This window comes from Halobacillus litoralis (assembly GCF_020171725.1).
In the GTDB taxonomy this organism is placed as follows: domain Bacteria; phylum Bacillota; class Bacilli; order Bacillales; family Halobacillaceae; genus Halobacillus; species Halobacillus litoralis_F.
The window spans coordinates 425,398-447,217 of sequence record NZ_JAIVAJ010000002.1 but is presented as its reverse complement, the minus strand read 5'-3'; the positions used below and the strand labels follow the sequence as shown (position 1 = coordinate 447,217).

The 21,820-nt window shown below is 44.8% G+C and carries 26 protein-coding genes; 6 read left to right on the top strand and 20 right to left on the bottom strand.

Annotation, left to right across the window (positions count from 1 at the left end; translation table 11 throughout):
• Positions 1-70 precede the first annotated feature (70 nt).
• Complete coding sequence (locus LCM20_RS06685) at positions 71-991, top strand: aldo/keto reductase (protein ID WP_225194810.1); 921 nt, start codon at positions 71-73, stop codon at positions 989-991.
• Positions 992-1,054: 63 nt separating this feature from the next.
• On the opposite strand, the gene LCM20_RS06680 is transcribed toward LCM20_RS06685, so the two are convergent.
• Entirely contained in the window at positions 1,055-2,086 is a 1,032-nt protein-coding gene (locus tag LCM20_RS06680; protein ID WP_225194809.1) for a dipeptidase, read from the bottom strand.
• Positions 2,087-2,743: 657 nt separating this feature from the next.
• On the opposite strand from LCM20_RS06680, the gene LCM20_RS06675 reads away from it, so the two are divergent.
• Positions 2,744-4,186: a DHA2 family efflux MFS transporter permease subunit gene (locus tag LCM20_RS06675; protein ID WP_225194651.1), complete on the top strand. Its 1,443-nt coding sequence runs from the start codon at positions 2,744-2,746 to the stop codon at positions 4,184-4,186.
• Positions 4,187-4,234: 48 nt separating this feature from the next.
• On the opposite strand, the gene LCM20_RS06670 is transcribed toward LCM20_RS06675, so the two are convergent.
• Positions 4,235-4,771, bottom strand: a complete 537-nt coding sequence (locus LCM20_RS06670) for a DJ-1/PfpI family protein (protein ID WP_225194650.1) — start codon at positions 4,769-4,771, stop codon at positions 4,235-4,237.
• A gap of 99 nt (positions 4,772-4,870) precedes the next feature.
• On the opposite strand from LCM20_RS06670, the gene LCM20_RS06665 reads away from it, so the two are divergent.
• A complete protein-coding gene (locus tag LCM20_RS06665) occupies positions 4,871-5,173 on the top strand; it encodes a TIGR04104 family putative zinc finger protein (RefSeq protein ID WP_225194649.1) in 303 nt (100 codons plus the stop codon).
• A 9-nt stretch (positions 5,174-5,182) separates the two neighbouring features.
• On the opposite strand, the gene LCM20_RS06660 is transcribed toward LCM20_RS06665, so the two are convergent.
• The 6 genes from LCM20_RS06660 to LCM20_RS06635 all read right to left on the bottom strand — a co-directional run bounded on the left by LCM20_RS06660 (position 5,183) and on the right by LCM20_RS06635 (position 10,294).
• Positions 5,183-6,298, bottom strand: coding sequence for an NAD(P)/FAD-dependent oxidoreductase (locus LCM20_RS06660; RefSeq protein WP_225194648.1), 1,116 nt, complete (start codon positions 6,296-6,298; stop codon positions 5,183-5,185).
• Positions 6,299-6,364: 66 nt separating this feature from the next.
• On the bottom strand, positions 6,365-6,823 hold the full coding sequence (locus tag LCM20_RS06655) for a tetratricopeptide repeat protein (RefSeq protein ID WP_225194647.1): 459 nt from the start codon (positions 6,821-6,823) through the stop codon (positions 6,365-6,367).
• Positions 6,824-6,838: 15 nt separating this feature from the next.
• Positions 6,839-7,333 (bottom strand): YjdJ family protein, encoded by a 495-nt coding sequence (locus LCM20_RS06650; protein WP_225194646.1) that lies wholly within the window; start codon positions 7,331-7,333, stop codon positions 6,839-6,841.
• A gap of 125 nt (positions 7,334-7,458) precedes the next feature.
• The gene (locus LCM20_RS06645) at positions 7,459-9,108 is read right to left on the bottom strand and encodes a peptide ABC transporter substrate-binding protein (RefSeq protein WP_225194645.1); all 1,650 of its coding nucleotides are present in this window, start codon (positions 9,106-9,108) and stop codon (positions 7,459-7,461) included.
• 293 nt (positions 9,109-9,401) lie between these two features.
• The gene (locus LCM20_RS06640) at positions 9,402-9,629 is read right to left on the bottom strand and encodes a hypothetical protein (RefSeq protein ID WP_225194644.1); all 228 of its coding nucleotides are present in this window, start codon (positions 9,627-9,629) and stop codon (positions 9,402-9,404) included.
• An 8-nt stretch (positions 9,630-9,637) separates the two neighbouring features.
• Positions 9,638-10,294 carry an HAD family hydrolase gene (locus LCM20_RS06635; protein ID WP_225194643.1) on the bottom strand — a complete coding sequence of 219 codons (657 nt, stop codon included), beginning with the start codon at positions 10,292-10,294 and terminating at the stop codon, positions 9,638-9,640.
• A gap of 251 nt (positions 10,295-10,545) precedes the next feature.
• Here LCM20_RS06635 and sppA point away from each other — a divergent pair, with 251 nt between their 5' ends.
• Together sppA and LCM20_RS06625 are read left to right on the top strand one after the other, a co-directional pair.
• On the top strand, positions 10,546-11,538 hold the full coding sequence (gene sppA / locus LCM20_RS06630; RefSeq protein ID WP_225194642.1) for a signal peptide peptidase SppA: 993 nt from the start codon (positions 10,546-10,548) through the stop codon (positions 11,536-11,538).
• 12 nt (positions 11,539-11,550) lie between these two features.
• Complete coding sequence (locus tag LCM20_RS06625) at positions 11,551-12,060, top strand: RDD family protein (protein ID WP_225194641.1); 510 nt, start codon at positions 11,551-11,553, stop codon at positions 12,058-12,060.
• 450 nt (positions 12,061-12,510) lie between these two features.
• Here LCM20_RS06625 and LCM20_RS06620 read toward each other — a convergent pair whose 3' ends face one another.
• The 6 genes from LCM20_RS06620 to LCM20_RS06595 form a co-directional block, all read right to left on the bottom strand.
• Positions 12,511-13,656, bottom strand: a complete 1,146-nt coding sequence (locus tag LCM20_RS06620; RefSeq protein WP_225194640.1) for a PstS family phosphate ABC transporter substrate-binding protein — start codon at positions 13,654-13,656, stop codon at positions 12,511-12,513.
• Positions 13,657-13,729: 73 nt separating this feature from the next.
• Positions 13,730-14,284 (bottom strand): histidine phosphatase family protein, encoded by a 555-nt coding sequence (locus LCM20_RS06615; protein ID WP_225194639.1) that lies wholly within the window; start codon positions 14,282-14,284, stop codon positions 13,730-13,732.
• 3 nt (positions 14,285-14,287) lie between these two features.
• Positions 14,288-14,758 carry a GNAT family N-acetyltransferase gene (locus tag LCM20_RS06610; RefSeq protein WP_225194638.1) on the bottom strand — a complete coding sequence of 157 codons (471 nt, stop codon included), beginning with the start codon at positions 14,756-14,758 and terminating at the stop codon, positions 14,288-14,290.
• Positions 14,759-14,769: 11 nt separating this feature from the next.
• Positions 14,770-15,339, bottom strand: a complete 570-nt coding sequence (locus LCM20_RS06605; RefSeq protein WP_225194637.1) for a GNAT family N-acetyltransferase — start codon at positions 15,337-15,339, stop codon at positions 14,770-14,772.
• A 223-nt stretch (positions 15,340-15,562) separates the two neighbouring features.
• A complete protein-coding gene (locus LCM20_RS06600) occupies positions 15,563-15,790 on the bottom strand; it encodes a hypothetical protein (protein WP_225194636.1) in 228 nt (75 codons plus the stop codon).
• A 65-nt stretch (positions 15,791-15,855) separates the two neighbouring features.
• Entirely contained in the window at positions 15,856-16,866 is a 1,011-nt protein-coding gene (locus LCM20_RS06595; RefSeq protein WP_225194635.1) for a MerR family transcriptional regulator, read from the bottom strand.
• 259 nt (positions 16,867-17,125) lie between these two features.
• Between LCM20_RS06595 and LCM20_RS06590 the strand changes: the two genes are divergently transcribed.
• Positions 17,126-17,980: a diguanylate cyclase domain-containing protein gene (locus tag LCM20_RS06590; protein WP_225194634.1), complete on the top strand. Its 855-nt coding sequence runs from the start codon at positions 17,126-17,128 to the stop codon at positions 17,978-17,980.
• A gap of 35 nt (positions 17,981-18,015) precedes the next feature.
• Here the strand turns inward: LCM20_RS06590 and LCM20_RS06585 are convergent, their stop codons facing one another.
• The 6 genes from LCM20_RS06585 to LCM20_RS06560 all read right to left on the bottom strand — a co-directional run bounded on the left by LCM20_RS06585 (position 18,016) and on the right by LCM20_RS06560 (position 21,748).
• Complete coding sequence (locus LCM20_RS06585; protein ID WP_225194633.1) at positions 18,016-18,612, bottom strand: hypothetical protein; 597 nt, start codon at positions 18,610-18,612, stop codon at positions 18,016-18,018.
• A gap of 171 nt (positions 18,613-18,783) precedes the next feature.
• Positions 18,784-19,533: an AAA family ATPase gene (locus tag LCM20_RS06580; protein ID WP_225194632.1), complete on the bottom strand. Its 750-nt coding sequence runs from the start codon at positions 19,531-19,533 to the stop codon at positions 18,784-18,786.
• 27 nt (positions 19,534-19,560) lie between these two features.
• Positions 19,561-19,731, bottom strand: a complete 171-nt coding sequence (locus LCM20_RS06575; RefSeq protein ID WP_225194631.1) for a hypothetical protein — start codon at positions 19,729-19,731, stop codon at positions 19,561-19,563.
• 13 nt (positions 19,732-19,744) lie between these two features.
• Positions 19,745-20,128, bottom strand: a complete 384-nt coding sequence (locus LCM20_RS06570) for a permease (RefSeq protein WP_225194630.1) — start codon at positions 20,126-20,128, stop codon at positions 19,745-19,747.
• The gene (locus tag LCM20_RS06565; RefSeq protein WP_225194629.1) at positions 20,125-20,328 is read right to left on the bottom strand and encodes a helix-turn-helix transcriptional regulator; all 204 of its coding nucleotides are present in this window, start codon (positions 20,326-20,328) and stop codon (positions 20,125-20,127) included. Before LCM20_RS06565 ends, LCM20_RS06570 begins: the two co-directional genes overlap by 4 nt.
• Before the next feature lie 112 nt (positions 20,329-20,440).
• A complete protein-coding gene (locus LCM20_RS06560) occupies positions 20,441-21,748 on the bottom strand; it encodes a hypothetical protein (RefSeq protein WP_225194628.1) in 1,308 nt (435 codons plus the stop codon).
• Between the last annotated feature and the right edge of the window lie 72 nt (positions 21,749-21,820).

Sequence of the window (21,820 nt, the reverse complement as noted above, 5' to 3'; positions counted from 1 at the left end):
TCATTTTATCATAGGAGTGGCTGAATTCAGGAACGATTCGTTATGCTTAGTAGGAGAAAGGATGGTTCAATTGAAAAAAAGACAGTTAGGACATTCAGATTTACACGTATCAGAAATAAGCTTAGGGTGCATGTCACTCGGCACAGATAAAGAACAGGCCAAATCGATCATAGATCGCGCACTTGATGCAGGCATCAACTACCTTGATACAGCGGATTTATACGACTTTGGTAAGAACGAACAAATCGTCGGCGAAGCGATCCGAAACAGGCGCGAAGATTTGATTATCGGTTCCAAGGTAGGAAATCGCTTCACACCAGGTGAAGAGGGTTGGACATGGGACCCATCCAAAGAGCATATCAAAGCTGGTATCAAGGACAGCTTGAAGCGCCTCGGGACAGACTATATCGACCTCTATCAGCTTCACGGAGGAACGATAGACGATCCGATAGACGAAACGATAGAGGCATTCGAAGATTTGAAGCAGGAAGGATTGATCAGAGAATACGGCATCTCTTCCATCCGACCGAACGTCATCCGTGAATTTGTGAAAAAGTCGAATATCGTAAGTGTGATGAGCCAGTACAATGCTTTAGACCGCAGGCCGGAAGAAAACGTCCTCGACCTGCTTCATGAACAAAACATCAGTGTACTGGCAAGAGGACCATTAGCCAAAGGCATGCTCTCCTCGAAAGGCGTTCAAGTAGCTCGCAAAAAAGCGGACAGTGGTTTTCTATCCTACAGCCAGGAGGATGTTGTTGAAATCGCTGAAAAGTGGAAAGATTATGCCCAAGGAGATAAAACGCCAACAGCTCTAGCCCTGCAATACGTTCTTAAGCACCCTGCTGTCGGGTCCGCCGTGTTCGGAGCAAGTTCAATCGAACAGGTGGAAGACAACCTTTCTTACCTTGATGCCCCTGCCCTTACAGATGAAGCGTTTGCTGAGCTGCAATCGATGACACGCGCTATCCAATATGACAAACACCGGTAAATACAAAAACACGGGAACGACGCCCATGTGCGCCGTTCCCGTGTTTACTTTATACCAATGATCTTACTTCCACGTATGTTCCAACACGCGAAGCCAGTTTTGGTAAGCTATTTTCTTAACATCGTCATCAGACAGACCTTCCGCCTGGAGGTGTTGAAGGAGCCCCTGTACCCCTCCGACATCTTTAATCGAGTCAGGAATCGTCGCTCCATCAAAATCTGAACCGAGAGCCACATGATCAATGCCGATCCGATCGATGACGTAGCGTATATGGTCCGTCACCACCGTCAGTGGGACGTCGGAATCGATCTTTCCATCTTCCCTGAGCATGTTCACAACATAACTCACGCCAATGACTCCGTTAGACGCAGCGATCGCATCCAACTGTTCGTCCGTTATATTTCTTGAAATCGGACAAAGCTTATGTACGTTTGAATGAGTCGCGACAATCGGCGCATCCGATAGCTTCACAACATCCCAAAACCCTTTTTCATTCAGATGAGATAAATCCAGCATGATCCCAAGTTCATTACATTTTTTCACCAGTCGTCTTCCTGCCTCGGTCAACCCTTCTCCCAGATCAGGTGTTGAAGGAAAGTGGTAAGGAACACCCGTTGCAAAGGCATTCGGCCGACTCCATACGATCCCAAGCGAACGTAAACCGGCTTCATAATATACATCTAGAGCGTTTAGGTCGGTATCGATCGATTCAGCCCCTTCCATATGGACAATTGCCCCTAAACGGTCTCCTGTCAAGCATTCTTCCAATTCATCCGTGTTTCGAATTAAAGTGAAAGCTCCACCTGACTGTTTTTCAGCTTGAATCAACCTGGAAAACCACTCGTTTGTCATCAGCTGACTCTTCTCTATCGGCAAAGCATCTGGTAAAGGGAACTGGTAGCCTTCTTCATTTTGAAAATCGCTGAACTTAGGCATTCCCTCATCATTCGGACTGAACATGGCGAAGAATCCAGCACCAAGTCCTGCACGCCTTGCTCTCGGCAGGTCAATATGAGTGTTATGATTCCCTTTTATGAACTCTTCCACATTTTCGACCCTTGTGATCGTGTCGTTATGACCATCTATCCATTTCATCAAAACGTTCACACTCCCTCTCCCATTTAATATGTGATCAACCACTAAAGAATGATCATTTCCATTATACATGGAAAAAAACAAACATTTTAATGGAAAAATTTCCGACAGCTTTTGACAACAGGTGCGCCTATTTAAACCATTCCTTCATGGAAAAACCGATCATTCGACAAAAAGGGGGCTTCTTTTCAATTTGCTTGCAATCTGCCACGAATTATGGTGATGAAAAAATGTTTACGGTACAGAAAAAGACGGTATATCTTATAATAAGCACAGAAGAAAACCGTCCTTTCGTCACAGCCTGTTCATCAAACCTTTTTAGGAGGCGTGAAGAATGAAAATCCAGGCAGGTATTTGGAGTAAACTGACAAATGAGGATAAAATGATTTTGTTGAAAGGGATCAGCCAGGATTCTGTCGTGAAGAAGAGTGCATAGTCAGGCTATGGAGGAAGGTTACCTACACATACAAAGCTTCAACAATAGATGGACCTGACACCTATTCGTTCAGGTCTATTTTATTTTCTTGTTTATTGTTTACATAATAATATTACTGTAAATTTATAAAATTTCGAATCACGAAATATTACTGTTGCTTCCTTTTACGCAATAAGCGTATAATAGTGGAATTGATAACTCTACGATCGGAGGTACACACAATGCCCCATACAGGCTACAACAAAATATTGATGGCCGCTCTATTACTGGCCGGTTCGTTTATCACCATTTTGAACCAGACATTGATGATCACAGCCATTCCACCGATTATGGAAGAGATGAACATAACAGCGAATACCGCTCAGTGGCTGACGACGGTCTTTATGTTGGTGAATGGTGTCATGATCCCAGTCAGTGCTTTCTTAATCGAAAAATTCACCACCCGTCAATTATTCATTGCTGCAATGAGTGTCTTTACAGTCGGCACTGTAATGGGCGGGTTAGCCCAGAATTTCGGATTCCTTCTATTAGGAAGAGTCGTGCAGTCCGCCGGAGCGGGCGTGATGCTCCCTCTTATGCAAACCGTCTTTTTAATGATTTTTCCCGTTAATAAAAGAGGGACTGCGATGGGATATATCGGTCTAGTCATCTCATTCGCCCCGGCAATCGGCCCTGCACTCTCCGGATGGGTAACGTCCAACTATTCTTGGAGATTGTTATTTTGGATCGTACTGCCGCTTGGACTATTAATCATTGCCCTTGCCTACTTCGTTTTGAAAAACGTGACCGAGTTATCCAACCCTAAAGTGGATCCCTTCTCTATCATTCTTTCATCTATCGGGTTCGGAAGTCTGCTTTATGGATTCACTTTGGCAGGGAACGTCGGCTGGGGAAGTGTCTGGACGATCACGACGTTAGCCGTCGGTGCTGCATCACTGTTCGCCTTCATCATGAGACAGCTGAGAATGAAGCACCCAATGCTTGAGTTCAGGGTGTTCAAGTACCCGATATTCGCCATTTCGACTGTCATTGCGATGATCGCCTTCTTAGGATTGATTGGTGCCGAAACGCTGGTTCCTCTGTACATGCAGAACATGCGTGACTTTTCTGCTTATGAATCCGGACTTGCCCTGCTTCCGGGTGCAGTGATTGTTGCCTTTATGTCGCCGATTACCGGTCGTATTTTTGATCGGATCGGAGCGAGGCTTCTATCCATTACAGGGTTAACGATTATTACAGGAGCATCGGTCGCCTTTTCTTTCTTAACGATTGAAACGACGTTCTGGACGATCACAATCCTTTATGCGATTCGAATGTTCGGCCTATCTATGGTTATGATGCCTGTCACAACAGCAGGTTTGAACCAGCTGCCTAAGAAGTTGATTCCACACGGCGCAGCCATGAGCAATACGATGCGGATGGTGGCTGCATCTGTCGGAACCGCGATCTTAGTAACAGTCATGACGACGACAGAAGAAACCGCCAAAAACTCTCCGGCGATTGATTACCCGGGGATTTACGGTGTGAACACGGCCTTCATGGTCGTAGCCGGCATTTCACTTATCGCTTTGATCTTAGCTGGGTTCGTAAAGAAAACAACGCCTCCAGAAGAAGAGATGGAACAGCCGTCCTCTGATCAACAAAAGCAATATAAAGAAGCATAATAAAACGGAAGACGCTCCCTGCGTCTTCCGTTTTAAATTCCATATTTATTAGGTTCGATACCAGCTCTCGTCTACTTCTAAGCCAAGAACGTCTGCAAAGGTGAGGGCAAATTCAATAAATGACGACCCGCGAGCCGTTACAATCCTGGAATCCACTACTACCGGCTTGTCACGATAGAACGCATGATCAAATACTCCAAGAAAACTTCTTTGTCCCTCATCCAGTCCACAAGTGAAGGATTTTCCTTTTAATAACCCTGCTTTTGCTAAAAAGTACGGCGCACTGGAAATCGCCCCTATCCATCTTTCGTCATTAGAAAATTCTTTTAGAAACTCGTTTAACCCAAGGTGATCGACAAGGTGTTCCATGTCGTCCACACCAGGAAGAAGAAGGCTGTCCAGTGAGCGGACGTCGACCGTGCGAACCGTTGTTTCCGGGAGACATGGGAGACCTGCTTCTCCTTTGACCATTGCAGAAGTAAGACCAATGAACACGACCTCCTTTCCACCCTGCTGTAAAACAGAAAGGGCAACAGACAATTCATATTCGCTGAACCGATCATAAAGGATAATTCCCGTTTTCATGAAATCCCCCCTCTTGCACATGTGAAAACTGCAAATAATCACCAATTATTGAAACCGCTCCTCCACCTGTATCGTACGTATAATAGAGGAGGATTCAATATGGCAAACTGTCAGAACTGCGGTTACAAATGGAGTTACAGCACATCCCTTAAAAAAACGTTTCTACGATTCAAACGTTCGATGGAATGTCCGAATTGCGGAAAGAAACAATACCAATCTCAACAATCACTCAAGAGATCTTCGTCTCTGACGTTGATTCCTTTAGCTTTACTGCCCATCGCCTGGCTGCTTGATCTAGAAATATCTACAGCATATGGACTTGCCGGGTTTCTATTGCTAGCTTTCGTCCTGCTTCATCCATTCACACTTGAGCTTTCCAATGAAGAGCAGCCCTTATGGTGATGTTTTCCTTTAATGAAAGATTCGCTCAACACCAAAGTGATTTACGTCCAATTCTGGCTGATTCCCACTCACCATTTTGGCTACTTCAGCACCGACATAAGGGCCGCTTGTCAGACCTGAGGCACCCATGCCGTTCACAAGCCATACGTTATCATGATCAGGGACTTGTCCAATCGCTGGAAGAGAGCCTTTTGTAAAAGGACGAAAACCTACTTTCGTTCCAACATATTCTGCATTCTTAAGTCCAGGGGAAACCTTAAGGGCTTTTTCCAATAGCTCATGAACCGCCCCCATGGTTACCCGCGTATCATAGTCGTTCCTTTTTTCTTTTGTCGCCCCGATCACGACTCGTCCAGAATCAAACCCTAATTGATAGTGTCCGAATGGTGGCAGTAAGACTGGCCATTCGGACGTGTTCTCTGTCGGTAATTGAAGGTGAAGGATCTGCGCTTTTTCAAATGTAACGTTCGAACGCAAACCCACCGATTGAAACAACTCATTGGCCCATGCACCGTTCGCAACCACGACTTGATCACTATAGAGGGTCTCATCGTCCACCTTTACCCCTTTGGCTTTCCCGTTCTCAACGTGAAGTTGTGCATTTCCCTGCACATATTCAGCACCATGATTTATTGCCGCTCGCAGCAAAGCCTGATTGACTTTATGCCCGTTCACTCTGGCACCGCCGCTGATATGTAAAGCTTGGTACGAGTCATCGAGAACCGGAAACAGCTCGTTCGTCTCTTTTGAATCGAGCTTCATGACCTCTCCCATTTCAGGCGCCTCGGCTCTTCTCGTCAATGCCAGTTGATATTTCTTATCGAGCTTCTCATCTGTATCAAAGATATTGATGGCCCCGACACGTTTGTAGCCGGTATCCGTCTCCCCATCTGCCTTTAATCCTTCCACTAATGATGGATAATAGCGCGCTCCTGCAAGAACAAGCTGATACCATGCTTTGTTGCTCCTGTTCGTCAACCACGGACAAATGATCCCAGCACCGGCCTGTGTTGCCTGTCCAGGCTCGCCCCGGTCGATGATGGTGACGGATGAACCCGCTTTTGCTAAATGATAAGCGGTGGATGAACCCACGATTCCCGCTCCGATTACGATGACTTCTTTCATTATGACCACCTGTTTCTATTCATTGATACCTTTGATTCTACATGTGATCGGACAGGTCGACAATGATTATGTCAATTGAGCCGCATAATGCTGAAGCGCTCGTCTGTACTTCGTCACATCCCGATCACTCGTTGTATTCAAATATGTATAGAGAACTTCCTGTAATGCTGCTCCTTCCTGATTACACGAAAACAACACGAGGGAACGGAACAAATGGAGCGGTGGATAATCCGGAAATTCCGAAAGACCCTGATCTAAGATTTGCAAAGCCATCTCCACCTGCTCAAGCACTTGACAGGAACTTCCAAGGCAGACGTACGTATCCTTCTTCACTTCGTCAGGCAGTCCAAGCTTGAGCGCTTTTTCATAATACGTGACAGCCTCTTTCTCATAACCGAGTGCGTCATGACACTGTGCAAAGTGATGATACAGCTCCCCCGTCTCTTCCGTCTGCAACCTTTCTCGTAAAACCTTTATAGCATCCTCATATAAGCCGTCTTTTTTCATCGAAAGAAAATCTTTCATTCTGTTATCCTCCCACTATTCTCTATCATCCTGCAGTTTACCTAAGCCGGTGACAATTGGATTGTATCGGAACAAATAGATCATGGTACCGACAGCCGCATTCACCACCCCAGCCATCAAGTAGATGTAACTGATGACGCCTCCACTCATAATGTGGGACTGAAACAGCCCTACACTAATAAGAAAATAGAAAAGACCTGTACTCATCAAGAACAAAGCAAAGGCTTTCGGCTTCGACTTTACTAGTTGATACCCGATCAGTCCGACGAAGACGACGATACAAATACTCATTACGCCCGGATAAAATGGATTGAACTTAACGGCATAAACGAAGAAGTCAAGTTCAGAGATCTGTTCACTACTCCTTACTTCACCGTACTCCCAATGTGAAAAAGGTGTCGAATACGGCCATTCCCACGGGCGATCCAACAATGCACTTCCCTCATACCATGCCGCTAAAGCTGCTCCTGCAAAAATCGTTACTAGTCCAAGAAAAATCAAGGTCATCATGTATAGTAACCTCCCTCCCTTTTTGCTCTCCTTCATTATAAGTTCTGCTTCATTGTTTTTCCACTTCTGTCACCTCTATCAAAAAAAGCGCCTTGAGTTCAGGTCTGAACTCAAAGCGCTTTAGTTTATTCTTCGATATAAGCATATTTATATGTGTAGTCTGGTCCCATTGCGTTTGGCGTTACGTTCTTCACGTAAGGCTGCCAAAGCTGAGCATGAGCTCTTTGATAAAGAGGGGCCAGCACTGCATCCTCTTCAATCAATAAACGTTCCGCTTCGAGGAAAGCTTCGAAACGTTCTACCGGTTTTTGTGCCAATTCGTTTGCGGCTTGATTGATCAGCGAATCATATGTCTCGCTTGCATAACCGGTCTTATTGTTTCCTCCACCCGTCACCCACAGGTTAAGGAAAGTATTCGGATCGATGTAGTCAGGACCCCAGCCATAGTTTTGAAGATCGTAATCCATATTGGCATCGCGTTCGAGTCGAACTTTGAATGGTACGCTCTCTAAATTGACTGTAAGACCTTCTAACTCCTCTAACTGCGCTTTCAGATAAGCATCGAGATTTTTAGAGACTTCTGTATCTCCACCAAGGAAACGAAGTTCAGCCGTTTCGATTCCGAGCTCTTCTTTCGCTTCACTCCAAAGCTGCTGTGCTTCTTCCACATTCTGTTCAACCATATCTGCGTTCAGTTCCGTAAAGTCCTCTCCTGTTTCAGGATGGTTTACGAATTCACTTGGCATAATCCCATCAGCCACGACGGATCCATTGTTTAAAATGACATCCACCATACTCTTACGGTCGATAACATGCTGAATCGCCTGTCGTGCTTTTACATTAGATAAGATTTCGTTTTCCTGATTCATTTTAATGAAGAAGGTCGTCGGCGCTTTTTGAACTTTGAATTCTGAGGAAGAGCGGTACTCGTCTACAAATTCAGAAGAAAGGTTGACCCTGTCAATCGCTCCTGTCTGATAAAGGTTGACAGCTGATGCTACATCCTTCACGACTTTGACGGAGATTTTATCAAGCTTTACATTTTCAGCATCCCAATAGTCTTCATTCTTTTCGACTGTCCATCCTGCTCCATGATTCCATTCTGTCATGACGAAAGGACCGTTGGATAATAGGTTTTCTGCTTCAAGAGCATACTTTTCGCCTTTTTCCTCAACGAAAGCTTGATTTTGAGGAAGGAAGGTACCGAATGCTGTCATCGACTCGAAGTAAGGAGTCGGCTTTTCAAGCGTTACCTCCAACGTATGGTCGTCTACAGCGGTCACTCCCAATTGATCGACTTCCATTTCACTGTTTGATACGGCTTTGGCATTTTTGATGACGCCATTCATCATATATGGGCCGTACTCAGATCCGGTCTCCGGATTCACCGCACGTCTCCATGCAAAGACGAAATCGTTTGCTGTCACTTCGTCTCCATTAGACCATTTCGCTCCTTCACGAAGTTCAAATGTCCAAGTGAGTCCGTCCTCACTTACCGTATGTTTCTTAGCCATTCCAGGCTCCAGCTGGCCGTCGTTTCCAAGACGGTACAAACCATCTTTCGTAGAACCTAACCATTGTGAAGCGATGGCATCAATTGTCAAAGCAGAGTCCATCGTCGGAATCTCTGCACTCTCAACTAAATTTAATTCCTGCTTTTTTTCTTCCGTGCCTTGTGTGGCATCTGCTTCTTCGCTCCCGCCTCCGTAACACGCTGCAAGAAGTGTACTCATTGCAAGCATGAGGCTGAGCATCAACCATTTTGTTTTCTTCAAGAAATAACCTCCCAGATGTTATGTAGCTTGTTCGTGCCGAAGCACATGGGAGCTATTATACATACTTGTTTTTATTTCAACAAAAGTCACTCTAATCGAATTTTTGAAAATTATTAGGTCTTTACACTCTTTCTTGTATGCGTTTTCGTTACTTTATAACCATCAAATTATACAGTTTAAATTGTATAGATTATTTTTGTTGAATCAAATTCAAATGTTTTCAATTTATAAAGGCATTAAGAACCAGTTCTTGAATCACCCAAAATGGACGTTCTAACGAAAGCTTTGACTTCTTACACAAACAGCACGCTGACAGAGATGCCCATCGTTAATCCCTTGATGCCTAAATACAGCAAAGAAGAGATGGACCGGGTCTGCTCACTGTAAAGAATCGCACCATTTACAATCATATAGGTAGACAGCAGAATCAAGGTGAAAGCATATGTACTCCAGTCTGTGAACAGCAGCAGCATGGTACAGATGAAAGCCATGCCGAGTATGAGCTGCGCCATTTTTTCCATTGCCCCGTTCATCCCGTCATTCTGCTTTCTGCATCCAACACAAAACGCAGGTGATCGAAGCTTGTTATGTATTCGTCCGCGAAATGACAGCTGAATCTGTCGTTGACCTTCCAGTACCCTTTCATTCCTACCGCCTGTGCAGCTGCCACATCGTTTTCGGGGTGATCTCCGATATATACACACTGTTCCGGGCTAACATCGAGTCGTTCACAGACCCTCTCGAAGATCTCGGGACTTGGCTTCTTCACTCCTTCTGTCTCGGAAATCAGAATCGTATCAAAGTATGCGTCAAGCCCGAGCTCCTGAATGTTCGAACGCTGCATCTTTTCCTGACCATTCGTAATCATCCCGAGCTTATACCGCCCGAAAAGACCACTTAACAGTTGGGCGGTGCCCTCAAAAGGTACACAGAACTGGCTGAGGTTCTCCTCATATTCTTGTAAAAATACAGTGTCATTCACCCAATCGAACTCACGCTGTAATTGTGCATAAACCTCCCGTTTCGGAACATAGCCCCCTTGATCGAGTTCCATGAACCTTGAGATAAATGAATCTCGTTCTTCTCCCTCTTCATGATGACGACTGTACTGGTCCGCCAAAAACGCCCTTACCGTTGCGTCCCTATTTAACAATGTTTCATCAAGATCAAAAATGACCGCTCTCATCGAAACACCTCCATTTTTTGTTATTTTACCCGATTTTTGAATAGTTTGAAAGGGTGGAGAATGAAACCTTTTGAATGGAATATGTGTTTTATAAAACGTCACAAGTTTGTACTTGCATTGAATTGGATAAATAAGAAATGCGTAATCTTCTATGGAACATCAAATAAATGTGAAACTTTTTGTATGAATATCCGTATCAAAGGTAAGCCTCGTTACATAGAGACGACAGGCATAATGAAAGGGGAATGAAAATGAACAAACGTATAGCAGCAAGCCTTATCGCCATTGGGGTGCTCATCATAGGGATTGTGGTTAACATTGCCGGCGCTTTCTTCGGTAACCAAATGGATAGCGCCTCCCAAATGATGGGAGCCAACCAGACTCCCGATGTGAAAGTGGTGGAAAACGGCTCGCAGACGAACAAAATTGCAAGGATCAACATCGAGGGACCGATTATCAGTTCTACCACTTCCGGTTCCAACCCTTTCAACAGCGGTGGTTATCAGCATCAGCAGATGATTAAGAAGCTTGAAGCCATCAAGGAAGACAATTCTGTTAAAGGCGTGCTCCTTTATGTAAACTCTCCGGGAGGCGGTGTTTATGAAAGTGCAGAAATCCATGAGCACCTGAACGAAATAAAAGAAGCCGGCAAAACCATCTATGTTTCAATGGGTGGCACAGCGGCATCAGGTGGTTATTATGTGGCCACTCCAGCTGATCAGATCTTCGCCTCCAAAGAGACCTTGACTGGATCGCTTGGGGTCATCATTCAAAGCATCAATTACCAGGAGCTGGCCATTGAATACGGTGTGAAATGGAATACGTTCACAAGCGGGGAATTTAAAGATATCTTGAGTCCGACAAAAGAAATGACCGATGCGGAACGTGAAATCATTCAAGAGCTCGTCAATGAATCCTATGATCAGTTCGTCCAGGTCATTGCAGAAGGAAGGAACATGGAGAGAGACCGTGTGCTCGAGCTCGCAGATGGCAGGATCTATTCAGGAAATCAAGCACTCGAGAATGGGCTGATTGATGAAATTGGATTCACAGATGATGCGTTAAACGCTTTGAAAGAGGAAATCGGAGGGAATCCGCAGGTTATTGAATACCGAAACGGTGTCGGCGATTTGTTCGCCAATCTGCCATTCGCGAAAAGCTTTATGCCTAACAGCGAGATTCAACTTGTTGAGGAATTGATCAACAACCGCCAAGGCCCGACGCTTATGTACTTGTATGAATAAGGAGGGATTCGAATGGAACTAACAAATCAGGAACACACCTTTTCACCGAAACATAAAGATGACCTCCAGCGCCTTTTCTATGCCGGGTTCTGGGTCCGCTTTTTCGCATATATCATTGATCTGATCGTGTTATGGGGCTTTAACTCCATCGTGACACGTCCGTTATTAAACCTAACAGGACTGTCAGATGCCAAGCTGTGGATTGATTTCTTTAGTGTGAGCAACCTGCTTACATTACTGATTTTCTTCCTTTACTTCATTCTCATGACAAAATACTTCAGAGCTACGCTCGGTAAAATGATTCTCGGACTCTCAGTCGAATCGCTCAAAGGAGATTCCTTGACGACGGGGCAGATCATTTTCAGGGAATGCATCGGCCGTTATATCAGTATGGCTGTTTGGGGACTTCCCTATCTTGTTGTCGCTTTCACTAAAAAACACCAAGGCATTCACGACTACTTTGCCGATACATCCGTTATTAAAGAAAAGTTTAGAACATTAAATCAAACCATAGATAGATAACAAAGAGCGTCAGCATTTTGCTGACGCTCTTTTTAGAGTGTCGAGAAAGTCATATCGGTTCTTTTATAGATTTAAAAGCGATGTTGGCGAAACAACTTATTGAGGTGGAGACGAAACCCCTTATGCTACTATCTGAAAAAGGCGGTGATGGCACAGAATAACGTTCGTCTTTCTTCTTCTCGCTCGGTTCTGTTCACACTACTTTCATACAGTGGGGTGGAAAATGGTGAGACTCCGGCGGGATGCACGGACCACGGCGAGATCCACTCAGGCGATAGCCTGAGTTAGCTCGGCGTCCGCCGCGGAAAGCGAGCTATTTTCCACCCCACTGTCCTCCTCATTTTTAACAGAAGCGATCTCCATACTTTTTCAACAACCTGAAAGAGCGTCGATAAGTCCCTCGGTTCTCTTTAAGTATCATAAGCGGCGTGTAAGAAGCGTACGTTTGGTCTACTGAATGGGAACATAGCCGGTTTTCTCGATGAGTGACTGCCCCTGCGGTGAAAGCATCCATTCAATTAACGGCTCGACATTTGGGTTGGTCGTGCCGTTCGTGATGGCGTAAAACGCAGCCGTTAACGGATAGTGATCACTGCGGATCGTTTCAACAGTCGGAGCTACACCATTCACTTCAAGCAGTTTGATCCGGTTTTCATCAACCATCCGGGTAGCGAAATAGCGGTAGGAAAAACCGATGGCGTTCCGGTAATTCCGATAGGTCGACGCTTTCTCAATGATGCCGCCCATTCCTGCAACACGCTCATCCATAGGAGGTTCCATAATCGGTGTAGTTCCCATCATATTCTGCAATCCTGTTTGACTTCCACTTCCTTCCGGCCGCTGGAAGGCGATGATTTCTTGATCTGAACCTCCAACCTCTTTCCAATTCGTGATCCTCCCCGAATAGATTCCCTTCAATTCCTTGATAGTCAAATTTTGAACGGGGTTGCTTTCGTGTACAAAAAATACGAAAGCTTCTCTGCCGATTGCCGTTTTCTCCATCGTACGTCCTAATCGTTCAGCCTGCTGCTCGGATGGGCCGGCTGCGATGATGAGATCAGCAGCTCCTTTTTGCAGCCTGAGATAAGCTGAGTTCGTCTTCGTGACAACTACTTCACTCTCTCCTGTATGCTGATGAGAATAGTCTTTTTCAGGATAAACCGCCTGTGTAAATGCAGAATAGACAGGATACAAAGCGGTGGCACCATCCAGGTGCGGCAGTTCTCCCGTCAACTTTAATGTGGACGGCTGGTCGAGCTGGGCAAGTTTGTCCTGACCTGCGAAGGGCTCATACGCTTCAAGGTCCACTTCTGCAGTACGAATTTCGATCTTGTTCATATACCATTCGAACCCTCCATAACCACCGAGGGGTAGAAGGAAAAGCGACAGGATGACGCCCCACTGAACTCCCTTCTTCCATTTCTGCATGTAGCCTAAAATGAATAAGTTGAGCGTAATGCCAAGAGCTGCTAACGCAATAGCTATGTAGATGTACCCGTTTTTTGAAGAGGCAAGTAAGGAAATGCCCACTACAAACAAACTGATCATCGAATACAATACCGTGAAGATAACGGCACCAATGATACGTTTTGCCATGCTGATACTCCTTTTTTCCATATTTTAAAAGAAGTATAGCATATTTTAGTGTAAAAATACACTTTTAAAGTTATTATTCATACGTAATGTGTGTCACGTCTTCTAAGGTAGACTTGTTGAAGGTTAAGGCATATATATCAGGCATCTGCAGCTTCTTCCAGAAACGAAAGTCGTAACGGGAGTCAAAAGCCCCCATCACCAAAGCCATGATATTCCCATGGGTGCCAATCGCGACATGCTGGCCTTCGTATTGGTACAGTACTTCATTTATGGCTTGGACTCCTCTTCTTCTGGCCCCTTCATTCGATTCACCCCCGGGGTGGGAAAATGTTTCATCCGACCAAACCCTTCGAATCGCCTCGTCGAAATTTTCAGCTCCCCCTTCCATAAGCTTCCTCTCCTTAAACCCTTCAACGATTCTTATCTCCTTTTGCAAAGAGGCAGCTAAAGGCTGAACGGTCTCTACCGCCCTTTGATACGGACTGGATAGAATGACATCTATCGGAAATCCAGCGAGCGACTTGCAAGCCTTGTTTGCTTCCTGCGTCCCTTTTTGCGACAACGGGCGCGACCGCTCTTCAGGCGTGTAGGTGGAATGAGCGTGCCTGACTAAATAAATGGTCGTCATCGATTATAGTTCCTTTCTGAGAATCCATTCATCCCGGATTTCAATCCCCTCGTTACTGTAAAACGGAATGTCCGGCTTCTTTTTTCGTGCGTTCTGTACAGCATTCAGCATGACTCCTACGACTCTGTATTCTCGTTTTTGATAAAATCGAACCGCACTCAGATTATCGTTTGTTGTAATCAACTGTACATCGGAGTACCCTCGTGCCTTTGCATGAGCTTCTGTTTCCTTCAGCAGCAGGCTCCCTATTCCCAGCCCTTCTTGGTCACTGTCTAAAGAAATGACTTCAAACTCTTTTCCCTCGACGAACGTAATACATCCAACGAGCTCGTCCTCAATTAGAATAGTAAACCCTGGCAGTTCATCACATACGAACGTTCCTGACGAAATGACCATCTCGTTGGATCCCCAGTGTTTCGAAAAGAATCGTGTCAATCGCTCTTTATCAATCGTTTCATTCTTCTCGATCTTCATGTCCTTTGCCCCTATGCCTCTTCTTTCACCTTTGCATAAATACACGTATCCGTCAGTTTTGAGCCATCGACAGATCGGTCATCGTTTTTCAAAATCCCTTCAAGCTCATACCCTAACTTCTCTGGAATCGAGCGGCTTCTCATGTTCTCACGGTCACATTGGATTTCGACACGGGCCATGTCTAAGTCGTTTAGAGCATAGGTAGTCAAAGCCTGCACCGCTTCAGTTATATACCCTTTTCCGCTATGTTCTGTTACAATCCAATATCCGATCTCAAGCTTTGGTACGTCCCAGTCTATATTATGAAAACCTGTCGACCCGATCAGTTCCCCCGACTCCCTCGACAGGATCAAATAACGTAAGTTCTCTCTCGTAAGAAATTTAGCCGCTGCCTTTCGAGTATTGGACTCGGTATCTTCTACAGTCGGTTTTTGAAAAGCGAACGGAAGCCATTGGCTTAGTTCGTTGATAGAAGCATGAACAGCTCTATTGATTTCTTCACCATCCCCCGGTCTTGGAGCACGCAGGACCAAACGTTCTGTCAAAATTTCTTCTTTTACTTCCCTTAAGGCAGCATTCATACAATCTCCTCCATTTTATTGGGTACATACAATCAAACCGCACTTCATGGAGAAAATCAATAGAATTTTTGGAATTTTCTATGATATGACATCCAAATCTTATTTGCAGCTCACATCCACATCGAATATGACCAGTTTTGCTCAACAATTCAAGCAATCAAAAAGCAGCCTTCACTTTGGAAGAGGCTGCCTTTAATCATGCCAGTGGAAAAATATCCTGACATTATAGAATCTCCATGGCCTGGTGATAAGAGTTTTCTTCTACATAGATTTGATAATGACACGTGATCCTGGAACCACCTCCATGAGTGGCTCCTGCAGGTGATGTTTCCGTTCTCACTTCGATGCCATCATTTTTTAAAGCGCCAAGCCTTCTGAAATACTCATTGATATCCTTCGTTGAACACACCAGCTCCCACTGTGTACGATCGAGCCATCCTCTTCTTTGCATGATACACACACCCGCTTTCCATCATAATGTGTACCACACTATATGAGCGCTCTCGCATTTTTATTCTACTTTTCTGCATGGATGACAGTGAGAATATGATTGATTTTACGAACCTTTACTCTGTATCCGAGCTGCATAAGCTTTTCCTTTATTCGAGAACGGTTCCCATAATACTCATCCTCGATGGCTTCGACCGCTTCATCGTTTCCTGCTGCCTCATAGTTTCGCAGAACTCCGCGGCGGCCTTCTTCATCATCAAACATGAGATCCGCAATGACAAGACGCCCATTCGGCTTCAAAACTCGAGCCATCTCCTCAAGAGCCAGGGGTTTATCTTCTTCTTTTACGTGGTGAAGGGCATAGCTCGTTGTAATAAAATCGACGGATTGACTCATGACCGGTAGTTGCAGGAAATGACCTGACCTCGTATCGATTTCCGGGTGCTGTTCACGGCACATCTTAAGCATTTCTTCGGACTGATCCACCCCAATCACCGAAGCGCCATCCGCCAAATAGCGGGAACCGAGATTTCCTGTTCCAATACCGATATCAAGCCCTGTTTCTCCTACTTTTGCTTCTACAATGCGATGAGCATAACCTAACGCTTCATCATAGCCTTCATGGACATTGAATCCGTGTCCTTCTTTCTTTAAGTCCGATTGATACGTTCCCGCTTGTGAATCGAAGTCCCATTGATCCTTCCAGCTCTTTCTCTTTTCTTTCATTTGCTTCAGCGCGCGAGCTTTATCTACTAAATTCTTTTGGTCGCTTTTCAATAGATCATCGAGAGTCTCAACCATGTCCCTAATCTCGAGCCACTCTGAATAGAGGGCCGAACGTTGTTCACTTAATTTACGATCCATTGCTCCTTGGTGTGTGATGGTCTGTTTGATCTGACTAGTAGACATTCCGACTTCCCTTAAGGCCAGAATCACCTTCAGCTGTTCGACCTGTTCCTCATTGAAAACTCTGTAATCATTCTCCATTTTTTCAGGCTCGATTAATCCTTTCTCTTCATAATAGCGGATCGTTCGAGTCGTCGTATGTAATTTCTCTGCAACTTGTTTAATCTGCAATGTCCTTCCTCCTTCATGTGTTGACTACATCATAAAGGTTGACGTCACGTTAAAGTAAAGGGGAAATCTATTATTTTTTCAAAGCACTTCCAACAGCAATGATAAAAATGACGAAGAACGTCAAGCCGACACCTAACAGGATATTGATTAACATCTTACCACCTCCACATTTAATTAATTTTACTGAGATAGTTTCATAGTCCTATGTAAAGGGGACATATTATTGAGAAATCATTCAGTCTTTGAAAGGTCGTAGATCATGAAGATGAACTATTTGCATATTGTTCTCGCAGTCTATATCGGGCTTGGCGTCCTGATCGGGGTATTTTTCTCCCTTACTTTACCAGTATGGATGCCACTTCCGGATGATATGAGACCGCTGTTTACCATTGTCTGCGTCATCACAGGTGTCGTGCTGGGTCTTGGTCATTATCTCATATTTTCCATTTTCATCAAAAAATTCATTCAACATTTTCAAAATGTGTTAAAAGCTGTCCGTAGAGGCGATTTGAGCGCACGATCCGATATGAAAAGTACAGGGCTTCTAGGTGACCTTCGAAATAATGTAAACGGCACAATCGAAGCCCTCCAAAAGACACAGCGTTCGATGCAGCGTGATGACTTAACGAGACTTCCGAATCGACTGGCGCTTCAACAATTCTTCCACCACACCGAATCCAAGATAGGACGTTCTTATGCCTTGTATTTTCTTGATCTGAACCGGTTTAAAAAGGTGAATGATACATACGGTCACCTGATGGGGGATCTTGTGTTGAAGTTTATGGCGCGCACCATATCAAAAGAGGCGGGAAAAGGAACACGTCTATACAGGCTCGCAGGAGATGAATTCATCCTGGTTCACCCTGTCATCGACCCCGAAAACGAGGTGCCGTTTAAATGTCGACAGATTCGAAAGCCATTTGAGGACTTCATTACGATTGAAGGGATTTCATTAAAGGTGGACTTGAGTATCGGGGTGTACGTCTTTCAATTTGGACATGAAGAGCTCGATTCCATTCTGGATAAAGCGGATCAAGCGATGTACGATGCGAAATCAAGTAAAGATAAAGTATATGTATCTTATGAAAACAAACCGAATAACATCCCATCATAAAACGCAAAAAGGCCAGAGCCTGTCCGCTCTGACCTTTAATACCATTCGCCATTTTCATCTCTTCTCATATCAAAGAGCCACTTTTCACTCACTTGACATTCCTCAGCAAAGTAAGGATTATCAGGTGATACTTTCGTTCCACACACATTCGTTACGACAGTCGTTACTGGATCGTACAGGTCACTTACGTCGGTCTTTCCTTCTTCCTTTACATGATAAGAATCATAGTTCGGAATATCATACTTTTTATGGACATAGGGTTCGGAACTGATTGTATAATAGTTTGAATCACCGGGAATGGTCTCTTTTTCGATCCAGTTCATATAGGCAAAGTACGCTTCTGGACTTACATCATCAGAATCAATCTCCATATGGTGGTTCTCATGGATACTTCGCCTGACGTCCATTACGCTTCTTTTTTTGTTGAATTCCAGATCATAGAGAGCGGTTCCTTCTTGAAGAGGAATAAGAACCACAGCGTCTAAACGCTCGACGCTTCCGGTCTGATCCAATACAAGTCGAAACTCATCGATACGCCCGGCATTTCCCCGTGGCCATTCCTTCCTTACATCCGACCACATTTCTCCCATACTCATTTCAAATAGATTAGAATCTTTCATTTGAATTGTCATCGTTTCGTCTTCCAAAGGCTCCACTCCACGATTTATATCCCATAAAAAAACAACTCCGGCGAGCAAGACACATATCCCGATCGACCATTTTATTTTTCCCATTTTCTTCATCAACCTTTTCTACTAAGAAAGGAAATGGTTCGGCGGCGATCCATTCCCTCTCGGCATTTCTCACTTGAACAAATGATACAACAACCGCTCTCTGTCTTCAAAGAACTGTTCCATAGTCCGGTAGTGATCGGTTTCTGTTAAATGCGTTTCTTCCATCCCCTCTTCCGTCAGCTCGATGATTTTCGAATCCGGATAAGCCATCAGCAGCGGAGAATGGGTGGAGATGATGAACTGTGATCCCTGCTCTACTAATTCATGGATCCGTGACAGCATCGAAAGCTGGCGCGTCGGAGAGAGTGCCGCCTCTGGTTCATCCAGGATATATAGTCCGTTTCCAGAGAACCGGTGCATAAACGCAGCAAAGAACGACTCCCCATGAGATTGCTTATGTAATGACTCTCCTCCGAACCCATCAATCACTTTTGGACCGAATCCTTCTGAATCCAGTTCTTCAATATTCGTCGCTACATTATAGAACGTTTCAGCCCTGAAGAAAAAAGAATCCTTTGGACGCGTTGTACCTCTTGCGACACGCAGGTAATCATGTAAATCAGAATGAGAATCGTAGCTGGAGAAATTGAAGTTCAACGTTCCACCCTCTGCATTGAATCCTAACGCAACAGCGACCCCTTCGAGAAGCGTGGACTTGCCCACTCCATTCTCACCAATGACATACGTAACATTCGGATGGAAATAGAGGGACGAAAAAGATCGTAATGCCGGTATGTTCAAAGGGAACTCTTCTTTAGGCAGGTCCCCCTCCTTCAGCCTTATCGATTGGATATAAGTATGATTAGAAGTCATTCCCATGTCATCCTCTCCTTTAAACTCTCTTCACTATGAAAACATCCGAACACTTAAGAACGTCACGAAAAACAAGATCCCCGATGTTACAATCAACCAGATGAACCCCTGCTTTGTCAGGGACCGATCAACCGTGAATTTCTTTGTAATCATATACATGGCACCAAACCCGACCAAAAACAACAACAGCGTCAACCAGGCCATTTGATCTCCTCCTCTAAGTGGTCTTTGAAACGATGACCCACGAGCTGAACACAACGGTCATATAAAGGGCAATCAGAATTTGAATCACTTCAACAGCTGTCAACGAAACCACGTTCACTTGAAGCAGCAACAGCAAAACCGACATTAAGCCTAAAATGACGAAAAACGATACAAATAACCCTTTGTAGCGGATCAGCTTCATCCGCTCATCCTTCTGTTTAAATTGCGGGTAAAGGTGACTCATGCAGAAAGCGATGACAGCAAGTGACAAAAGCGGCAGTGCATATAGCGGAATCCCGTCTTTTGCAAGCAGACTGATCGTCAAAATAAACAAAAACTGCAAACCGAGTACGACCCCTGCCCCGATAAACGCCTTAGGATAATAATCCTTCCTCAATCTTCTTCCCCCTCATATATGAATAGTGTTTCAATCGTGACTCCGAACGTCTTCGCCAATTGAAAAGCCAGTGGCAGTGAAGGGGAGTAACGCCCTTTTTCAATCGATATGATCGTTTGTCTGGATACGTCCAGCTTTTGAGCCAGCCGGTCTTGAGACAAACCGAGCTTTTTGCGATGCTCTGCAACTCTATTTTTCAAGCCTTCCCCTCCCTCACATACAGTTTATGCCATCGTTCTGTTTTTGTAAAGGAAACTTTACAATCATGAAATATGAAAAGCAGGAGACTTAAGCTCCTGCTTTCTTACACCATTAATTCCGTTTGATATACTCCCCGCTGTCTGCATTAATCCAGACAGCCGACACTCCGTCCAATCCTGTCACAGGCAGGCGGTAGGCAAGAACAGATTCGTGTTTCACTTCAATGAATTCCAATTCCGCTTCCCCGTCTTTTTCCAAGTGAGGGTTCACTTCTTTCCAGGCCGCTTCTGCCGTAATAGTGGGTTCAGCTTCCAACTGCTCTGGTTGCGTGTAATAGTCTTTGAACATGATTTCGGAAAGCGCGTATTGCCCTTCCTCTTCATCATAGCTCACGACTACTTTCTGAGCTTGGACAGCTACCCCTTCTTTGACAGGGTAGAAGAACACATCGACATCCTGATTGCTCCGTGTGATCGCTTCGATTTTCCACTCTTCTTCTTTCCAGGCATTTACTCTTCGTGCTGCATCCTCTTTCAATTGACCTTCGCTCAGCGATTGATAGGTCAATTTCTCACGATCAAAATTAGATAGGCCAAGGATGTGACCACCATTTTCTGCTGCATCAATAAGATATACCTCGTCATCCGATTCGAAGTGGTAATAGGCACCGAATTCAGGGTATAGACCACCAATACCACCACCAGAACTGCTAACCTCACTCGCTTCAGGTAAGATCGACATCGCCTTATTCTGGACTATCCCTCCAACTTCATTACGAGTCAGTTTTTTCTCGTCATGGAAAACGATGTTGGACCTCTTATCGCCGTATAAATACTGTTCGAATGCAGGATCATTCTCTCTGGCAGATTGGTAAGAATCCCACTTCTCCTGAAGGGTCCTGAGTTCTTCTCGAACGAATGCTACGTTAACCCTGCTCCCGTCTTCATACAAAGATTGCTGAATGGATTCAAACGCAGCCTCTGCAGCACGGCTCCGCTCAAGCACCGTCTTCAAGTAGCGCCATTCTTCAGTGGATAACCCCTGGTTGTCCCACTCCTCGATTACATAGTCTATATAGCCGTACGTATCCCCTGAATAGAAGGGGTACTCAACGTAGGGCATTTCACCCAAGGGAGATGCGACATCCATTTTTAAAGGTATGTTCGTGTCCATCCTTGGACTCCCGTCGGACTCGACTGCCCTGTAGAGGTGACCCAGCGTAGCCTCAGGTGAGCTGGATGCCAACGCTCCTTCTAAGTGATAACTAAGCTGTCTGTATTCGTCCATTTCACCACTGACCCAATCATGGTAGACTTCCATCCATTCCTTCTGTTCTGCAGCTTCATTATTGATCATCCAGAAGGCCAGCGCTCCAACAACGAGAACTGCAGCCCCTATCCACTTCCATCTATGTTTCATTTCACTTGCTCCTTTATGTAAATCATTAAAAAAAAAGACCCTTCCATTTTAGGTTCTTCAACCTGAAATGGA